Annotated in this window: 17 protein-coding genes and 3 pseudogenes; 10 read left to right on the forward strand and 10 right to left on the reverse strand. The window is 34.4% G+C overall.

The annotated features are described in order from the left end of the window. Nucleotides 1–90 precede the first annotated feature (90 nt). Together gltX and AABM58_RS04545 are read left to right on the forward strand one after the other, a co-directional pair. On the forward strand, nt 91–1,413 hold the full coding sequence (gltX, locus tag AABM58_RS04540) for a glutamate--tRNA ligase (protein WP_264339494.1): 1,323 nt from the start codon (nt 91–93) through the stop codon (nt 1,411–1,413). After that, complete coding sequence (locus AABM58_RS04545) at nt 1,410–1,625, forward strand: hypothetical protein (RefSeq protein ID WP_338406494.1); 216 nt, start codon at nt 1,410–1,412, stop codon at nt 1,623–1,625. Before gltX ends, AABM58_RS04545 begins: the two co-directional genes overlap by 4 nt. Nucleotides 1,626–1,721: 96 nt before the next feature. Here AABM58_RS04545 and AABM58_RS04550 read toward each other — a convergent pair. From AABM58_RS04550 to AABM58_RS04560, 3 genes and pseudogenes are all read right to left on the reverse strand, one after another. Next, nucleotides 1,722–2,548, reverse strand: a pseudogene (locus AABM58_RS04550) (IS5 family transposase). A 581-nt stretch (nt 2,549–3,129) separates the two neighbouring features. Further along, a complete protein-coding gene (pth, locus tag AABM58_RS04555) occupies nt 3,130–3,678 on the reverse strand; it encodes an aminoacyl-tRNA hydrolase (RefSeq protein WP_338406495.1) in 549 nt (182 codons plus the stop codon). Beyond that, on the reverse strand, nt 3,678–4,289 hold the full coding sequence (locus AABM58_RS04560) for a 50S ribosomal protein L25/general stress protein Ctc (protein ID WP_338406496.1): 612 nt from the start codon (nt 4,287–4,289) through the stop codon (nt 3,678–3,680). The genes pth and AABM58_RS04560 overlap by 1 nt, the downstream gene beginning before the upstream one ends. 145 nt (nt 4,290–4,434) lie before the next feature. On the opposite strand from AABM58_RS04560, the gene AABM58_RS04565 reads away from it, so the two are divergent. After that, complete coding sequence (locus tag AABM58_RS04565) at nt 4,435–4,734, forward strand: NADH dehydrogenase ubiquinone Fe-S protein 4 (protein WP_065094969.1); 300 nt, start codon at nt 4,435–4,437, stop codon at nt 4,732–4,734. A gap of 51 nt (nt 4,735–4,785) precedes the next feature. Here AABM58_RS04565 and ftsL read toward each other — a convergent pair whose 3' ends face one another. Then, nucleotides 4,786–5,091 carry a cell division protein FtsL gene (ftsL, locus tag AABM58_RS04570; RefSeq protein WP_250295957.1) on the reverse strand — a complete coding sequence of 102 codons (306 nt, stop codon included), beginning with the start codon at nt 5,089–5,091 and terminating at the stop codon, nt 4,786–4,788. After that, on the reverse strand, nt 5,088–6,086 hold the full coding sequence (rsmH, locus tag AABM58_RS04575) for a 16S rRNA (cytosine(1402)-N(4))-methyltransferase RsmH (RefSeq protein WP_338406497.1): 999 nt from the start codon (nt 6,084–6,086) through the stop codon (nt 5,088–5,090). Before rsmH ends, ftsL begins: the two co-directional genes overlap by 4 nt. A gap of 220 nt (nt 6,087–6,306) precedes the next feature. On the opposite strand from rsmH, the pseudogene AABM58_RS04580 reads away from it, so the two are divergent. Next, nucleotides 6,307–7,071 (forward strand): annotated as a pseudogene (locus AABM58_RS04580) (MFS transporter); the annotation flags it as partial. On the opposite strand, the gene AABM58_RS04585 reads toward AABM58_RS04580, so the two are convergent. Next, complete coding sequence (locus AABM58_RS04585; RefSeq protein WP_338406860.1) at nt 7,057–8,403, reverse strand: IS110 family RNA-guided transposase; 1,347 nt, start codon at nt 8,401–8,403, stop codon at nt 7,057–7,059. The pseudogene AABM58_RS04580 and the gene AABM58_RS04585 overlap by 15 nt on opposite strands. 266 nt (nt 8,404–8,669) lie before the next feature. On the opposite strand from AABM58_RS04585, the pseudogene AABM58_RS04590 reads away from it, so the two are divergent. Beyond that, nucleotides 8,670–9,170, forward strand: a pseudogene (locus tag AABM58_RS04590) (MFS transporter); the annotation flags it as partial. 27 nt (nt 9,171–9,197) lie between these two features. Here AABM58_RS04590 and map read toward each other — a convergent pair. The 3 genes from map to ftsA all read right to left on the reverse strand — a co-directional run bounded on the left by map (nt 9,198) and on the right by ftsA (nt 11,812). Further along, nucleotides 9,198–9,980 (reverse strand): type I methionyl aminopeptidase, encoded by a 783-nt coding sequence (map, locus tag AABM58_RS04595; protein ID WP_338406498.1) that lies wholly within the window; start codon nt 9,978–9,980, stop codon nt 9,198–9,200. Between the two features lie 150 nt (nt 9,981–10,130). Next, nucleotides 10,131–10,532, reverse strand: a complete 402-nt coding sequence (locus AABM58_RS04600) for a nucleoside triphosphate pyrophosphohydrolase (protein ID WP_338406499.1) — start codon at nt 10,530–10,532, stop codon at nt 10,131–10,133. A gap of 41 nt (nt 10,533–10,573) precedes the next feature. Continuing rightward, nucleotides 10,574–11,812, reverse strand: a complete 1,239-nt coding sequence (gene ftsA / locus AABM58_RS04605; RefSeq protein ID WP_338406500.1) for a cell division protein FtsA — start codon at nt 11,810–11,812, stop codon at nt 10,574–10,576. Nucleotides 11,813–11,961: 149 nt separating this feature from the next. Between ftsA and def the strand changes: the two genes are divergently transcribed. Both def and AABM58_RS04615 read left to right on the forward strand, forming a co-directional pair. Then, nucleotides 11,962–12,501 (forward strand): peptide deformylase, encoded by a 540-nt coding sequence (gene def, locus AABM58_RS04610; RefSeq protein ID WP_253309681.1) that lies wholly within the window; start codon nt 11,962–11,964, stop codon nt 12,499–12,501. Further along, nucleotides 12,491–13,312 carry a uracil-DNA glycosylase gene (locus tag AABM58_RS04615; RefSeq protein WP_338406501.1) on the forward strand — a complete coding sequence of 274 codons (822 nt, stop codon included), beginning with the start codon at nt 12,491–12,493 and terminating at the stop codon, nt 13,310–13,312. Before def ends, AABM58_RS04615 begins: the two co-directional genes overlap by 11 nt. Before the next feature lie 35 nt (nt 13,313–13,347). Here the strand turns inward: AABM58_RS04615 and AABM58_RS04620 are convergent, their stop codons facing one another. Then, nucleotides 13,348–14,559 (reverse strand): bifunctional 2-C-methyl-D-erythritol 4-phosphate cytidylyltransferase/2-C-methyl-D-erythritol 2,4-cyclodiphosphate synthase, encoded by a 1,212-nt coding sequence (locus AABM58_RS04620; protein WP_338406502.1) that lies wholly within the window; start codon nt 14,557–14,559, stop codon nt 13,348–13,350. Between the two features lie 84 nt (nt 14,560–14,643). Here AABM58_RS04620 and AABM58_RS04625 point away from each other — a divergent pair, with 84 nt between their 5' ends. From AABM58_RS04625 to AABM58_RS04635, 3 genes are all read left to right on the forward strand, one after another. Next, nucleotides 14,644–15,561: a PGAP1-like alpha/beta domain-containing protein gene (locus AABM58_RS04625; RefSeq protein ID WP_338406503.1), complete on the forward strand. Its 918-nt coding sequence runs from the start codon at nt 14,644–14,646 to the stop codon at nt 15,559–15,561. Between the two features lie 37 nt (nt 15,562–15,598). Beyond that, entirely contained in the window at nt 15,599–16,663 is a 1,065-nt protein-coding gene (locus tag AABM58_RS04630) for an AI-2E family transporter (protein ID WP_338406504.1), read from the forward strand. Between the two features lie 129 nt (nt 16,664–16,792). Further along, nucleotides 16,793–17,428: a DnaA ATPase domain-containing protein gene (locus AABM58_RS04635; protein ID WP_338406505.1), complete on the forward strand. Its 636-nt coding sequence runs from the start codon at nt 16,793–16,795 to the stop codon at nt 17,426–17,428. Nucleotides 17,429–17,458: the final 30 nt, after the last annotated feature.

The raw sequence follows: 17,458 nt of genomic DNA on the forward strand, positions 1-17,458 counted from the left end.
TTGCTCAATTGTATTAGCAGATCTCGCTTGCTCTAGCCATATATTTATATAAAATTAAAATAAATTAGAGTAAACAATATTGCTATTTAAATGCTAACAAGATTCGCTCCAAGTCCAACTGGCTACCTCCACGTAGGAAACGTACGAACTGCCTTGGTTTGTTGGATGTACACACGCAATCAAAATGGAAAATTTTTACTCCGTTTTGATGATACTGACCTTCAGCGTTCAGATGTCAAATATATAAATGATATCATACAAGATTTGAAATGGATTGGTATCAATTGGGATGCAAATTTCAAGCAATCAGAGCGCTTTGAGCGTTACAATGAGGTGTTTTTGCAGTTAATAAAAGAAGGGCATATTTATGCATGCTATGAAACAAGAGAAGAGTTAGACATTAAACGAAAATTGCAGTTAAAACAAGGACTTCCCCCTGTATATGACAGAAGCGCGTTACTTCTAACTGAGCAAGAGAAAATTAGTTATGAGCAAGAAGGAAGAAGACCACATTTTAGATTTAAGTTGGATAGAAATGAAGTTGTTAAATGGAATGATGAAGTTAAAGGTGAAATAAATATTGCAACCAGTAGCATAAGTGACCCTGTGGTAAAAAGAGAAGATGGAATTTACACATACATGTTACCTTCTGTTATTGATGATGTTGACTTTAATGTAACCCATGTTGTACGCGGGGAAGATCATGTAACTAATACCGCAGTTCAGCTCCAAATGATTAAAGCATTAAAAGCGAAAATCCCTACATTTGCTCACCTTTCTCTGCTACATTTTGATGATAGCAAGATATCCAAGCGAGCCGGCGTGCTAGATATCAAATCTATAAAAGAAGATGAAATTGAACCGATGGCGCTAGTTAGTTATTTAGTAAAGCTCGGAACATCCAATCCAATTGAAGCTTGCGCCTGTATGCAATCTTTGATTGACTCATTTGATATTAAAAAATTTAGCTCAGCATCTGTACAATTCAGCTTGAGTGAAGTATACAAGCTAAATAGCAAAGTGCTGCAACAAATGCCATTTGAAATTATACAAGAACGTTTAAATCAAATTGGAGTGGACTCCTCAGAGTTTTGGTATTTTATAAAGAACAATATAGAAAGGTTTTCTGAGGTGGCCAAGTGGTGGAAAATATGCAAATCCGATATAGAGCCTGTGATTCTTGATAAGGAGCTTATAAAAATTGCGTTCAATGCATTGCCCCAAGGTGATTGTAATGAAAACACGTTGTCAGAATGGGTCAAAACTATTCGACAAACAGTGGATATAAAGGCAAAAAACCTATTTACGCAGTTGCGTTCAGCTTTAACAGGAACAGAAACAGGACCAGAGCTCGCTAAACTATTAATTTTTATCGGCAAAGAAAATATCATTGCAAGGTTAAAAGAAAAGTGAAAACCAAGGTGTCCATTCAGCAGAGTGGCAAAATAGGTAGACAAGATAAACCAAAAAATCAAGAAAAAGTGAGTTTACAAGTTTACAACAAATGGTGTCATCCCAGTACTCCTTTTTTTGTCATCCAAGTAGCTGACACTGGTTCACTTTATGATGGTGTCATCCCAGTAGCCCCTTCGGTGTCATCCCAGTGCCCAGACACTGGGATCTAGTCTTTATTATGCAGCCCCTTATTTAAAGTTAAGTTTTCTGGATCCCAGTGTCAAGCACTGGGATGACATCATTATAAAGTAGACTTCTTTCAAAATTCATGTATGGAGCTCAAAATTGTGAATTGCAGCAATCAAATTAAACCTTAAACCAAAACGTTTTCGTCGGTTTCTATACCTGTCCGAGATGATTTTAAACCTTTTCAATAAGCCAATTACGTTTTCAACAATTGCCCTTTGGCTCATAAGTGCCCTGTTCTCTTTTTTTTGTTCTTTGCTTAACGGATTCTTTTTCATTTTCCTGTGCGGTAATACAACATTTTTGTGTATCTTCTGCATTCCCCTGTAGCCGGCATCAGCTAAGATTTTGGTGTCCGGTAATATTGCTACCTTTGATTCTCTAAACATCCGAAAATCGTGTTTTCTACCATTCGAGAAAGATGTGCATATGACTTTTTTACTCTTCTTCTCTGTTACTATTTGTGTTTTTATAGTATGCCTTTTTTTCTTTCCAGAGTAGAAGGGCTTTTGCTTTTTTTTGGTCTCTCTACTGGCGTTTCAGTTCCGTCTATTACTAAAACTTCATATTCTACATCACTCTTTAATAGCTCTTTTTTTCCTGGTAATGCAAAATCTGGATGTTTTATTAATATGTCTTCTACCTATCTTATTATTTTAAAACTGTTACTTTCACTCATGCCATAGCTTTGCCCAATATGAAAATATGTACGATATTCTCTTATATATTCCAGTGCCATAAGTAGCCTGTCTTCTATGCAAAGTTTACTTTTTCTTCCACTTCTAGCTTTTTTTCTTTTATCCTCCACTTCTAGAATTTCTACCATTCGCTCAAATGTTGCTTTTTTTACCCCTGTTAAACGTCGAAACTTTTCTCCTTCTAACTTTTCTATTTCCTTATATTTCATGCTTTCAAATACTTCATCTTACACTCCCTCTAACAATTTTGAAAGAAGTCTATCCTTTTTTTGGGATTCCAGCGTCACGCGCTGGAATGACATCATAGGGGCTCTGATGACACCATAGGAGGCTACTGGGATGACATCACAGGAGCACTGGAATGACACCTTCCTGCCCAGTTATGTTGCTATAAATATTAAGAAATTTACCAAACAAAAAAAAGGCAAAAGAAGCCCCGAGTAGCGAGTTTTGACTCTATATTACTGTAAGTGGCGCTGTAATAATGTGCTGACGCTTAGTTTAAGCACGATTTGGCTGAATGTAGAAAAAATAAAAAAGACATGCAGCCGCTATAATTTTATGTAATCCGCCAATAAATACTCTGAGTTTTTTACTGAATTTTGTCATTGAGCCTGCAGGTCAAAAACAAGTTTTGAGTCATAAATACCCTTATTATCATAATAAGGGGGCTGGCGGAGTTTGTCAAGGAAGTTTTTTCGTTTCTACTGAATGACAGTTGTAGCTTGGGAGGTGATGCAAGAAATCTGTTATTTTAATTGTGTGAAATTTAGTTTTGTGTTTCGTAGTATTATATAATCGAATTGATAAAAGCTGTATTATCTCCTTGCAGCATTAAGTGTATATTTTTCGCTATTTTTTCTACTAAGGGAGTAACATTATCAAAATTTGAAAATTTTGATAACACATAATCTGCTAAGCTTTTTTGATCTTCAGGTCTACCCACTCCAAATCTCAAGCGCCAATAATCGTTGCCAATAAAACTATCTATGGATTTAAGTCCATTATGTCCAGCAGAACTACCACCTTTCTTTACTTTTATTCTTCCAAGTTCCAAATCAGCGTCATCGTGTATGACAACGATATTATCTAGCGATAATTTGTAAAAGTTTCGTATTTTTGCAACAGGGATGCCTGAATTATTCATAAATGAATAAGGCTTTGTTAACATGATTTTATTATCATTAATTATGCCAGAGGTTATCAGATAATCGGCTTTTTTAGAGAACAACTGAAAACCCCAATATTTGCAGATTGCATCAACGGTGATGAAGCCGATATTATGATGAGTTAGCTCATATTGACTGCCAGGATTACCAAGCCCAACTATCAGGTGCACTATTCCTCTGTTTCTGCTTGAGGTTCTTCAACGTCACTATCGGCAGCAGAAATTGTAACAATGGTAAAATTTTCTTCTTCATGGGCTACAAACTTAACACCTTCTGGTAATTTTACATCATTAATATGTATAGACTGGCCAATCATTTTACCGGATAAATCAACTTCTATAACCTGAGGTATTTTATCAGGAGAGCATTTAACAGCAATAGAACGACACAAAACATTAAGCACTCCACCTAACTTGATCCCTGGGGCTTTACTTTCATTCACAAATGATAGAGGTATGTCTATTTTAATTTCACTGCCTTTATCAACAAATTGAAAATCAACATGTTGCACAGTATCCTTTACTACATGCAATTGGATATCGCGAACAAGAGCATATTCCTTTTTGCCCGAAATATTCAGCTCTATCAAATGTGCAGAAAGAGAACCTGATTTATATTGCTTCGTGAATTCCTTTGCAGGTAATGTTAAATTTACGTTATCATGGCCTTTCCCATATATGATTCCAGGGATGTTTCCTTTCTTCCTTAGAGAATGCATCGCTTTTGTTTTTGTTATATCACGTAACTCTGCATTAATTGTTACTATTTCCTGTTGCGTCATCGATTACTCCTATTCAGCTAATCCTTTTAATATAATTTAATAATAATATAACATAAAAATATTTATTGCAAACTTCATTCTTTCATACTAATTGTTTGTGAAAGGATTTATTTGGATATATATTTAAGCTTATTTAACAAGAACTATGGGCATTGACGATAAAGTAGTTTTTAGGATTTATAGACCAACAAGAACTGCAACACAATCTGGTTTAGGTAATACAAATTTCTGGCACCTAAAAATTGAATCTGGTTCTTACTACATTGAACCTTTGATGGGGTGGGTTGGCTCAAAAGATCCAAAAAAACAGATTGTATTAAAGTTTGATTCTCTTGAAAAAGCAGTATTCTACGCAAAAAAACGCAACGTTAAATACATAATTGAAATGCCAAAAAATGTTAAGAGGCTGCCAAAATCTTACGCAAGCAATTTCATACTAAAGTAAGTTTTATTGCGGTGTGCTTGTCTGTAAAAGGTAAGGCTTAATATAACCAATTTAATTCTGGGTTTTAAGTTGTGCTAGCACGCTGCGGCCATTTAAAGAGTCAAGATTTTTAACCTGGCTAGCCAGTATTAAAGAGTTATTTTTCAGGTATTTCTTTACAAGACTTGCAAGCCTTTTTGGATTATTCAAATAGCTCCATTCTGCTTGTAAAACTTTTATATCACTTTGCACTAAATTAATTTCACTTTTTATTTTTATTAGCTCTCTATTTAATGACTGAACATGTAATTTTACCTTAAATAGTCCTACAATGCTAAGAAAAAACATAACTATTGAGATGATGCAGAAAGTTCTCACGACAACCTCTGTATAGCTCTTAGTTTTGCTGAGCGTGAACGCGGATTTGCACTTACTTCTTCTATACTTGCTTCGATCACTTTTTTATTTAGAAGAGAGAATGTCTTGCAATCAGTAGCACATAAATCTTTAAAAAAAGTTTTGACTATACGATCTTCTAAGGAATGAAAGGTGACGACAATTAATTTGCCATTCTCACTTAAAATCTCAGATGCAGCTTTAATGCCCTTTTCAAGTTCTCCCAGCTCATCGTTTACCCATATTCTGATTGCCTGAAATGTTCTGGTTGCAGGATCAATTTTGCTTTTTCCACGAAATACCACGGAACGTACAATATCTGCAAGCTCAAATGTAGTTTTGATAGTTTTTTTCTTCCGTGCACTTACTATTGCTCTTGCGATTTTGCGAGAATGACGTTCGCCTCCGTAGTTATATATAGTATTTGCAATTTCTTCTTCACGTAAAGCGTTAACAAACGTTGAAGCGTTTATATAAGAAGAGTTATCCATACTCATATCGAGTGGACCATCATGTAAAAATGAGAACCCTCTATCTCCGTTATCAAGCTGCATAGATGAAACTCCGATGTCAAATATGACTCCATCTACAACATTAATAGATCTATTTGGTGTTGTTTCAGCGCATGACTGCGTTTTCTCTTTCTGGATCCCAGTGTCGGAGCACTGGGATGACAAGAATTGGATGACAGGAGAGGTTTTTGAGATAACAGAGGGCTCTATAAGGCCTAATACATTTTTTATATTACTAAATTTTTCAATAAATAGTTTTATTCTACTGGGATATTTAATGCTCAAATCATCATAAAACTTAGTTACCGTTTCATCTCTATCAATTGCATATACTTTGCAATCAGCTGACTCCAATATTGCTTTGCTATACCCTCCAGCTCCAAATGTGGCGTCCACATATATACCATCATCCTGCGGTGATAGTAGTGATAGCATCTCTTTTAACAAAACTGGAGTGTGTGTCATAGTGCTCCATCAAGAGACTCTGTGCATACAAATAAAAATAACTTCCCACTAAAACATATGGAAGTATATAGGCAATAATATAAAAACACTTGAATATAGTCAATGATATAAAAATATTAAGATTTAATAAGATGCTATTATTAATATGATGTTCAAATTTTTCTATTATATAAAAAAAAGTAATGTATATTACTAAATACTAAACAAACTATAGAAAATTATGCAGCAAATAACAAAAGTAATATTTTCAAGTTTGATTTGTAACACTTTATTGTGGTATGACCACATGCTTTTTGGCCACTTAATAAACATAATAGGTGGTGTGTTTTTTCCATCGGATGATCAACTAATCAGCGTATTGAAGGCTTTTGGAGTGTTTGCAGTGGGTTTCTTAATGAGACCAGTAGGTGCTGCTATATTTGGTCACATTGGTGATAAGCATGGCAGAAGAGTTGCCTTATTGCTCTCGATTATATTAATGACTTTATCAACCGTATTAATTGCTTTTGTTCCAGGTTATCAAAGCATCGGAATACTAGCATCAATTCTGGTAGTTTGTTTAAGGCTATTGCAGGGTATATCCCTTGGAGGAGAAGCAGGAAATGCACCATTTTTAATAGAACATGCTCCTAAAAACAAAAAAGGATTTTTTGGCAGCATTGAAGTATTAAGCGCAATTTTTGGTTCAATATTAAGCCTGATAGCGGTACTCATATGCAAAAAAGTATCTGATTTTGAATCTTGGGGGTGGAGATTACCTTTCATTTTCAGTTTAGCAATGGGATTAATCAGCATATATATGAGATATATACTTGATGAAAGCCCAGAGTATAAAAGACGAAAAAATCCGTCTAAATTGCCATTAAAAGAGTTATTAAACAATTACAAAAAGCCTGTTCTAATATCAATAGGTATTGACTTGGTTGAAAATGCGTCTCTCTATATATATTTGGTATTTTTCAATGTGCTCCTAAGAAACTCCTTGAACTAACTCATCTTTTTTTACCAAGAGATAGCCAAGTTCCTTTGCTCTTTTGATCAAATTTTTTACAGTTCTATCTTTATAGCGTATTTCATAGTATTCCATTCCTTTTTCTACATATTCCTGTCCGTATTTGAGCATACTATAAAATATGCACGCTATCTTTCTTGCAGTAGCTGTTATTGCTTTTGGCGCTCCTAATCGTTTTTTTAATTTCCTGTAGTATGCACCTAATGCACTTTTACTATTTCCCACAGAATTAGCAGCCATTCGAAATGCATTCGCAGCACGATTAATGACTTTACGCGTTCTTGTGCTAAACACTTTTTCTCCTGTAATTTTATTGGCAGGGCTGAGTCCTAACCACGATGAGAAGTGTTTTTCTGTTGACCATTTACTATGGTTTATACCAGTTTCTGAAATTATGGTCTGTACACTTAGTACATCAAGCCCTGGAACTTTAGTAAAATCCATACCAGTTATCCGGTGCAGTTCCTCGTGCAAAGCAAAGTTTGGCTTACTTTTTCTATGCTTATTCTTTTCCTTACTCAACTGTTTACTTTCGCCAGGTTTTGTTTCGAACGTTTTGTAATAGGCCTCAATATTTCTATCACATTCTGCTATTTTTTCTTGATAGATATTATATAGTTCAAATTCTTGCTTTAGCGTGAATAAGTGTTCCTCTCTATAGTCACCAGCTAACGCTTTTGCAATAGTAGACTGATCATTTTTTATTCGTGCATCCCTGAATTCAACCAATTTCTCAGGATCCCTTTCGCCTTCGATTATAGCCTTGATAATTTTCATACCAGTTACTCCAGTAATATCTCTTATAACTTTATGCAGCTGTATATTCATTTGAATTAATGCCTTCTGCATACGCAGAACATGTGTAGATGCACTTTCAGTAAGACTTTTACGTTGCCGCACATAACTACGCAATACACAAATTTGATCATCGGGTCTGAATGATCCATGAAGTAGTCCATAACTGTGTAGTTGTTGTAACCACTGACAGTCCTGAACATCTGACTTTCTTCCAGGTACATTTTTTACATGTCGCGCATTTACCAGTTTTACTTCAAACCCATATGATTCGAGTACTTGAAATAAAGGAATCCAGTATACTCCTGTTGATTCCATAGCTACAGTTGTAACTTTACATTTTTTCAACCACCGTGCTAAATTATGAAGGTCTTCAGTGAAGCAGCCAAATTTTTGGATACGTTGTTCATCTCTTCCTTCAGGTACACATACATAATGTACAGATGAACCAACATCAATCCCTGCTGCATCAGGATTCACTATTTCTAATTTACTTTTTGCTTTTTTCATGGCAACTCCTTCGTATAATTTGTAATAGGGAAACGCTTCAGCTTGGAACGGTTGATAGTACAATCTCCTAACCGAGGTAGTCTACAAAAACTCCATCAATGATTTGACCGTTCCTCCCAAAACCACGCTTACGAACGGGCACTAAAGGCACCAGTGACTTGGTCGGTTATAACTGCAAAAGCGCTTCTCACAAAGTTATATCAGAAATTACTCAAAACTTAAATTGGGAGTTTCTTCCTGGTTTGACAGATTTCGTCTGTTTGACGCTTACGAATAAAATATTAACAGTAAATACTCATTTTAATCATATAGTGGAAATACTGAGTCAAATTGCGCTCGGAGGATTGACAATATTGTTTGCAATACTTTCTGATAAGGTAGGAAGAGAAAAAGTTATGAAGTTTGCATTTATAGCTTTTGTAATAGTGAGTTATCCAGTTTTTTCAATGTTATGTAGTGGCAATTACTTGCTGGCACACATTCTTTTATAATTCCAATAGCTGCCATCGCTTGGTCCTGTCAGTGCACTTATGTGCGAATTATTTCCAACAAAGGTTCGGTACAGTGGATTTGGTTTATCAAGAAATATAGCTGCTGGATTTTTTGGCGGCCTTGCACCATTTATATGCACAACAATTATCAAGGTTACAGGACAAGAGACTTCAGCTAGTTTTTACATGATTTTCTGTGCTTTAATTGGGCTAGTTGCTATATCGCAAATTAAGGGTGAGCTTTCTTCACAATCACCCAAAGTAAACCAAGTATAGTTGCAGTATAGCAGAATTTAAAAAAATCTAATTATAAGGTGGGAAATGCCAATTCTTAGGTGATAATGTGAATATTTCAGCACCATCTTTTGTTACTCCAATCGTATGCTCAAATTGAGCAGAAAGTGAAAGATCGCGTGTTGTTACTGTCCAGTCATCGAGTTTACTGAGCAGAGTCTCATGTTTTCCAGCATTAATCATTGGCTCTATTGTAAAAAACATACCTTCCTTCAAGACGAGATTTTCATCTTGATCATAGAAATGCACTACATTCGGTGGAGCATGAAAGACTTTTCCTATACCATGTCCGCAGTAGCTGCGTACGATAGAATATCCAAAACCTCTAATATATTTCTCTATAGCAAGCCCTATTTCATTTAACTTATTGCCGGGCTTAACTTGTTTGATTGCTTCCATCAATGCATGATAAGTAGCGTCACACAAGCGTTTTGCTTTTATTGATGGCTTGCCAACCCAAAACATGCGACTTGTATCACCATGCCAGCCATTTAAAATCACCGTGACATCAATATTTAAAATATCTCCATCTTTAAGTGGTTTATCATCGGGAACACCATGGCACACAACTGCATTTTTTGAAGTGCAAATCGATTTTGGATACCCCCTATAGTTTAGTGGTGCTGGAATTGCACCTGCATTAATTATAAAGTCATGACATAGATCATTTAACTCATTAGTTGTCACCCCTACCTTTACGTACGGTGCAATGAAATCAAGAGTTTCAGCAGCAAGCCTGCCAGCCTTGCGCATAAATTCAAAATCTTCTTGTAAGTGTATAGTTATGTTCATATTTTCCATGTCTTATTGTAATTGGTACGCTTACTTGCAAGTACATAAATGTAATAACTTTACGTATTATGAAAATAAGCTCTATGGATCCTAGTGTCAAGTCATTTGTATGAAAGGTGGTCAAGCAAGAAGTCTATTTAATAATCTGAACTATACAACTACTATCTCAGGATAATCTGAAGATTTTTTGTGATAGTAATCGATGCTCTTAGAATTCACCTCAATGTAAGTATTGTAGATACGATTCTCAAAACCACCTCTCTCTTGTTTTTTAGAGATACGCTTTTCTTCAATTTGTTCTACAGATAGTCCACTTTCTTTGCCTAATGCATGTATGACCTCAAGTAAATCGGCTAACTCTTCAAGGTTTTCATCTGAGGTTTTAGAGGCAATAACCTCCTTTGCTTCTTCTAAAAGTTTATCTTTGAGACATTCAATGTATTCATCTTTTTCCATCACCCTCTCATAAACAATAATTCCGTGGGAACGTATAATTTCAGTTGTATGATCACGAACAAGTTTATTAATTTTGAAACAATGTTTTTTATTCATAATGTTTCCTTTGATAGATATAAGAATTTCATTCAGTAAAATTAAACTGTAACTTTTGATTTAACCCAATTATACAATTTACTCATTTTACCATCCTGACCTAAAATACCAGAATTATTTTTATAAAAAGTGTCAACTATTAGCTTTATAGAACCTATAGCAGCAGAAAATACAGGATTTTTATCATATTCGCCATCAAGGCCACTGAGAGATTCAGGGGACCCAATTCGAACTTGTTTATTGAATATATAGCCTGCAATTTCCTTCATGCTTGTAAGTTGACTAGTTCCACCTGTGATCACCACTTTATTAATTGGATCTTTCTGCTCTTGAAATTGCTCTCTTACCATTTCAAGTATTTCTTCAACTCTTGGTCTTATGATGTTAATAAGCTCAGATTTGAATACTTGAGTAGGTTCATCATTTTCACTATTTTGGACTGTAATATATTCGTTCTCATCTATTGAAGTTACGATAGTGCTACCATACAGTATTTTTATATACTCTGCACGTTCTATGCTTGTGCATAGCCCGTAAGCAATATCTCGAGTGATATGAACGCCACCAATTGGAACGCTGCTTGCATACACAAGTTTCCCTCTTTTGAAAATTCCAATTGCAGTGCACCCACCGCCTATATCAACAATAGCAGTCCCGAGCTCTTTTTCATCTTCACTGAGACACGCAAGACCTGCAGAATATGCAGAAGCAATACAACCTGCCATATTTAATCCACCATTATTGGTAATACAGTTTTCAATATTGGTAAGCGCTGGACGCGAAGCAGTAACAACATTAACATCAGCAGATAGTCTTTTTCCGTACAATCCACCAACTTCTTTTATGTCAGTCATGTCATCTAAGTGATATTTCAATGGTATATTGTGAATGATAACATTTTCTTCAATATATTTCTCAAACGTCTGAAAAACTACACGTTTTATATCCCGGTCAGAAATTTCATGATTAGCTGCAATAATTTCATTATGTACATTAAAAGATGAGATGCCACATCCAGCAATGCTCACATATATCTGGTCTATAGTTTCCTCTGACACTTGCTCAGCTAAACCTATAGTTGATGAGATGGAGTAATTTGCGTGTTTTACATTAGTTATCGACCCACCGTTTACACCTTCTGCAATCTTATAGCCCGTTCCTGTTACTTTATAGCTGAAGTTGCCATTTATTTTAACGATTAGACAAATAATCTTTGTTGTACCTATGTCTAAAACAGCAAAAACGTTTCTCTTTGGTTTTGCTATTACTGCAGAGTACATTAGTTAACCTTATTACGCAATTTCATTTAAATTGTAGCTTTCTTTAATAATTTATATTTCTATTATAGATATAGCAACATTTTAATATACACTAAATTCTGGACAAAAGGAAAAGCAAAACATAGAATTATAATTTTTATGTCCATTTTATGTCCATATTACCAATTGTAATTGCCCCTGATGAAAGACTAATCACACGTGCCAGTGAAGTAACAGATATAAACGATAAAATTAAAGAATTAGTAAACGACATGTTCGAAACTGTGTACGATGCAGAAGGTCTTGGCCTTGCTGCAGTGCAAGTTGGGGTGCTGAGGAGAGTTTTTGTTATGGACATTCAGCTCTCTCGAGCTGAAGACGAGCCAGTAGGGTATGAATCGACTGGCAAATTTTACATGATTAACCCTGAAATTACGGAATTATCCGATGAACAAGTAATTCTCAAAGAAGGGTGCCTTTCAATTCCAGAGCAAAGCTATGAAATTAAGCGTCCAAAATATTTGACTGTGAAATATAAGGATTTAAATAATGAGGAACAGACGCTAAAAGCTTGCGGCTGGCTCGCAAGGTGTATTCAGCATGAGCTAGATCACTTAAATGGCATATTATATATTAGACATTTATCTAAATTAAAGTATGATATGGCCATGAAAAAAGCACAAAAGGTTAAAAAGCATTATGAGCAATAAAGACCTAGAATTATTAAAATTTTACCATGAAGTGGGCGTTGATTGCACACTAATGGAGGGTGAAGAGGAAAAAAAATTGGAGAGCAAAGAGAGTGTACAACCCTCTGTTATCCAAACTGGGACCAAGAAGAAAGATGCAGATATGCGCTGGAATGACACTAAAGATGGAAAAGACATGTTTCCAAGTGACTGGATAATTGAAGCAAGGAAACTTGCAAGTAAATGTGGTAGTGTGGATGAATTAAGAAGTGCAGTGAAGTCATTTGAAGGTTGTGAAATAAAAAAAACTGCAACTAATACTGTTTTTTCCGATGGTAATCAAAATGCAAAAATTATGCTCGTTGGTGAAGCTCCAGGGGCAAATGAAGACCTTCAAGGCATACCATTTTGTGGTGCAAGTGGAATGTTGCTCGATAAAATGTTAAATGCAATCAATCTTGATCGCACTAAGGTATACATAAGCAATACCGTATTTTGGCGCCCACCTGGCAATAGAAAGCCAACCGACCTAGAGCTTGATATGTGCAGACCATTTGTTGAGAAGCATGTTGCACTGGTTTCACCGCAAATTCTAATTTTGGTCGGGGGAATTGCGTGTTATAGCCTTCTTGACAGCACAAAAACTATATCGAATTTGCGTGGTAGATTTCATACGTACACTAACCAATATTTGTCCAATTCAATCACCACAGCCGCTATATTTCATCCAGCTTACCTACTTCGCCAACCTGCACAAAAACGTTTAGCCTGGGAGGATTTGAAGAAGATTAGGGAGTATCTTGATAACACCAATAACTGCACAAATACCTAATAAAGTGGTAGACCTCTTGCATAGTTTTTTCGTTTCTATTTCCAATAAAAGTTTGTATGCAATAACACAGAAGCATGCACTGCTATTCCTTCATTTCTTCCAATAGAACCTAATTTTTCTGCAGTGGTTGCTTTGATATTCACAAATTCATCATCAATTTCTAATGCTTTTGATATGAATTTCTTCATTTCTACTTTGTAAGGCGATATTTTAGGCTCTTCACAAACTATAGTAATATCTAAATTAGACACGCTGTACCCTTTTTCCTTTGCTTTTTTAGCAGCAAAGTCAAGAAAGTGAGATGAATTGCAATCTTTCCATTCAGAGGAACTAGGAGGAAAGTGCTCTCCTATGTCGCCATATCCCAGTGCTCCGAGTATTGCATCAACGATTGCATGTATTGCAACATCACCATCTGAATGTGCTTCTATTGCCATGTTGTGCTCAATTTTCACACCGCAAATCTTTATAAGGCACTTAGTGCTATCTTGAATTTTTATAAATCTGTGTATGTCATAACCAGTGCCGACACGAAATTTTGGCTCTTCAAAAAGAAGTTTTGCCATATTGATATCCTCTTTTGTGGTTAACTTAAAATTGCTTTTTTCACCTTTAATAATCACAACGCGCTTTTTGTGCTCTACCATTAGCGATGAATCATCAGTAAATTCTTTGGTTGATTGGTGACATGATAATAGTTCTTTAAAGTTAAAAATTTGAGGAGTTTGTATGGCTCTAAGTTTTTCCCTTGAAATTGTAGATTCAATGAAATTATTACTTACCAATGACATAGTATCTTCAACTTCTATTGCTGGAACTACTCCTGTATATTGATCATTAATCATAGATTCAACCAAGTTATCTATCAGAACATTTGACACAAAAGGCCTACAAGCATCATGTATAACTACAAAATCTGGGTTAACTTTTTGTAAGCTTTCAAGTCCTAATTTGACTGAACTTTGCCTACTTTCTCCTCCGTATACAGGGCTTAGTAATTTAGTGTCTGTAATTAGTGATATAGCTTTCTCATAGAAACTTTCATGGTCTCTATTAATTGCTACTCTTATGTAATCTATATATTGGTTAGCTAAAAATTTTCTAATTGTATGAAATAAAACAGATTTACCTGCCAGTTTTATATATTGCTTAGGAAGCGTAGAATTGCATCTACTGCCTACTCCCGCTGCAACTATTAATGCTGCTATTTTGTATTTCTTAAGTCTGTTAGTGTGCATATTTATCATTTTCAGCGTGAGTGTATAGTAACAAATTATTTACAGTTTTAAAAAAAGAGTGTATTATCTTATAAGATATAATACGATGCTAGAATGCATATTACTAAGTGTAATAAAGAAAATGAGATACACCTTATATTCTTTCATGGAATAGGGGATAATCATAAAAATGCTCAACAATGCTTACAGGATTTATGTGACAGAAATGGGCTAAGAGCTATTGCTCATACACATAAATATCCGGCTACATTCCAAAACTACATAACTTGTGTCATAGCCAGCTTTTTATTTCTCGGAGCATCCGTATTAGTGCCCGTTATAATATTACTTATGAATCCAATAACACCTAGAACAGTTGGTTTAGTAAGCTTAGCTGCTCTAATTTGCATTTTTTTATCCGTAATGCTTATTATTATTCCCTTTATAAATAGAGATCAAAGTTTGCTTAAGCCCTCGATAGAAAAAATCAATGAATTAATGGACAAGGGTGTGAGGCCTGAAAACATTATACTTTTTGGCCATTCCTTTGGAGGAGCAGTTGCATCGGCAGTTTTGAAGCACTTTGCAGACAAAAACGTTAAACTTAGAGGTGTTATTTTTACTAGCACTTTCAGCTCTTTTCATACAGCAATAGAGCATTTTCCGATCCCTCAAGCAAAAATTTTAAGTATGTTGCCCCCATCCATTTTTAAAAAATTGCTAAAGGCTTTAGATCTAGATTTTGATTTAGTAAACGATATACGAAAGTTGCGAGATGAAGGAAAATTGAATATGCCAATAATAGTTATTAATAGCAAAGAAGATTACTTAGTACCACAGCCTGCACAATTGGCGCACGCAATAGAAAATGATGTATTGCTACGTGGAAAATTGATCAAGACTGTTAATTCGAAAAGGTGTGAAGATGATCCACATAACGGAGTTTTATCTAGTTGGGAATTGGGTGAAAATTTGACTGATCTAATACTTAATAAAATTGATAAAACAATGAATAGACAGTATTTACAATAAACTGTATATTTTTCAGTAAATTAGCTATGCTAAAAGCATGCAAAAACGTCATATAACTATTTGTTTTATACTGCTTTTTATAATAGGGATGTTATTCCTGATGCGTCCTATGATTTTTCCATGTTTAATATCTGTTGTTATTGCATATTTGTTTAATCCGCTAGTAGTTAAGTTTGAAAAGTATAGAATACCGCGTTCATGTTCTGTAATTTTTATAATACTTATTTTATTAATAGCTTTTATACTAGTCATAACATTTGTTTTACCTATTATATATGTTCAAATTACTTCAATATTAAATTTCTTAGTGAGTAAAGTGCCTTCATTAAAGCTTAAAGTAATCCCCTCTGTATTAGAATTTCTTAATATAAAAATCGAGGATAGCTTATTTGATCATTTATCTAAAAATCTAGCAGAAAATTACAGCAACTATGTATCTTATTTCATGAATGCTCTTGATATTGCTAGTAACTTTATAATCCAAGTGTTAAGTTCAAGCTTTAACACGGTATCATTAATGGTGATTACTCCTGTAGTGTTTTTCTATATATTACGTGATTGGCCTTTAATTATAGAAAAAGCTAATAAATTAATTCCTGTTTCTTATAGAGAAAAAGTTGCAAATTATTTTTCCAAAGTGGATTTCATTATATCTAATTATCTAAAGGGGCAGGTAAATGTATGTATTGTCATGATGGTCTTTTACTCTGTGAGCCTGAGCATAATCGGATTGGAACACTCTATTGTTATTGGAATTTTATCAGGAATATTAACGTTCATACCTTACGTAGGGCCATTATTATATACCATTATTGGGTTTTTGAGCGCTATCACTCAATTTAGTAGATGGTTTGAAAGTGCTGCTGTTTTGCTATTATTTGGTGTTGGACAATTAATAGATTCAAACATATTAGTTCCTTTATTAATAGGAAAAAAAGTTCATATACATCCAACTGTAATTATTCTGGGAATTACTATATGCGCTTCATATTTTGGATTTATAGGTATATTACTTTTTATTCCAATAATAGCAATGTTCAATGTATCAGTAGAATATGCAATCAATAAATATTTTAAAAGTGAGCTTTATAAAAACGGCTAACAGACCTTTTGCATAATCAATTTATGGTAAGAGGAGAAATGAGCCCAGAATACCTGACATATTTGAGGAGCGTAAGTAAATTTTTGCGCAAAAATTACTACCAGAAAGAGGTTACGTAAGAGGTTCAACGTGCAATTAAATTTATTTAACAACAATCAAGCTGATTATAATCGGCAAAATTACATCATCTTAGATGAAAATAAGCACGTATATAATTCGGTAGTTAATGATTTATCTTGGAAATGTCTGATTCTTTTTGGACCTAAAAGCTCCGGTAAAACTCATCTTGCTCATATTTGGCAATCAATAAATGATGCAATCTTTATCAATGTGAATAACTTCGTAAGCGAGATTAGGTATAGCGATGCTTTTATTTTAGAAGACGTACAAAACATTAAAGATGAAGCAATGTTATTACATTGTTACAATTACATGAAAGAAAACGACAAGAGGCTGCTAATCACTTCTTCAATTTCACCAAAAAAGCTTAACTTCAAATTAAGAGATTTAAGTTCTCGAATATTATCAACTATCAGCGTAAAAATTTTGCCTGCAAGCGAAGAATTATTAAGAATCATGCTAATAAAACGATTTTCAGATAAACAGTTAAAAATTGATTTAAAAGTGATTAATTATATTTTAGCAAGAATAGAACGTTCTTTCTATAGCATTGACAAAATTATAGAGAAGATAGATAATGAATCTATAGGGTCAAATGTGACCGTTCCTTTTATTAGCACTTTATTAAAAAAAGATGCCATTTGATTCCTTCTTTTGTAAAGGTATATATTAAAA

Origin of the sequence: Wolbachia endosymbiont (group A) of Longitarsus flavicornis (genome assembly GCF_963931955.1) — a bacterium.
In the GTDB taxonomy this organism is placed as follows: domain Bacteria; phylum Pseudomonadota; class Alphaproteobacteria; order Rickettsiales; family Anaplasmataceae; genus Wolbachia.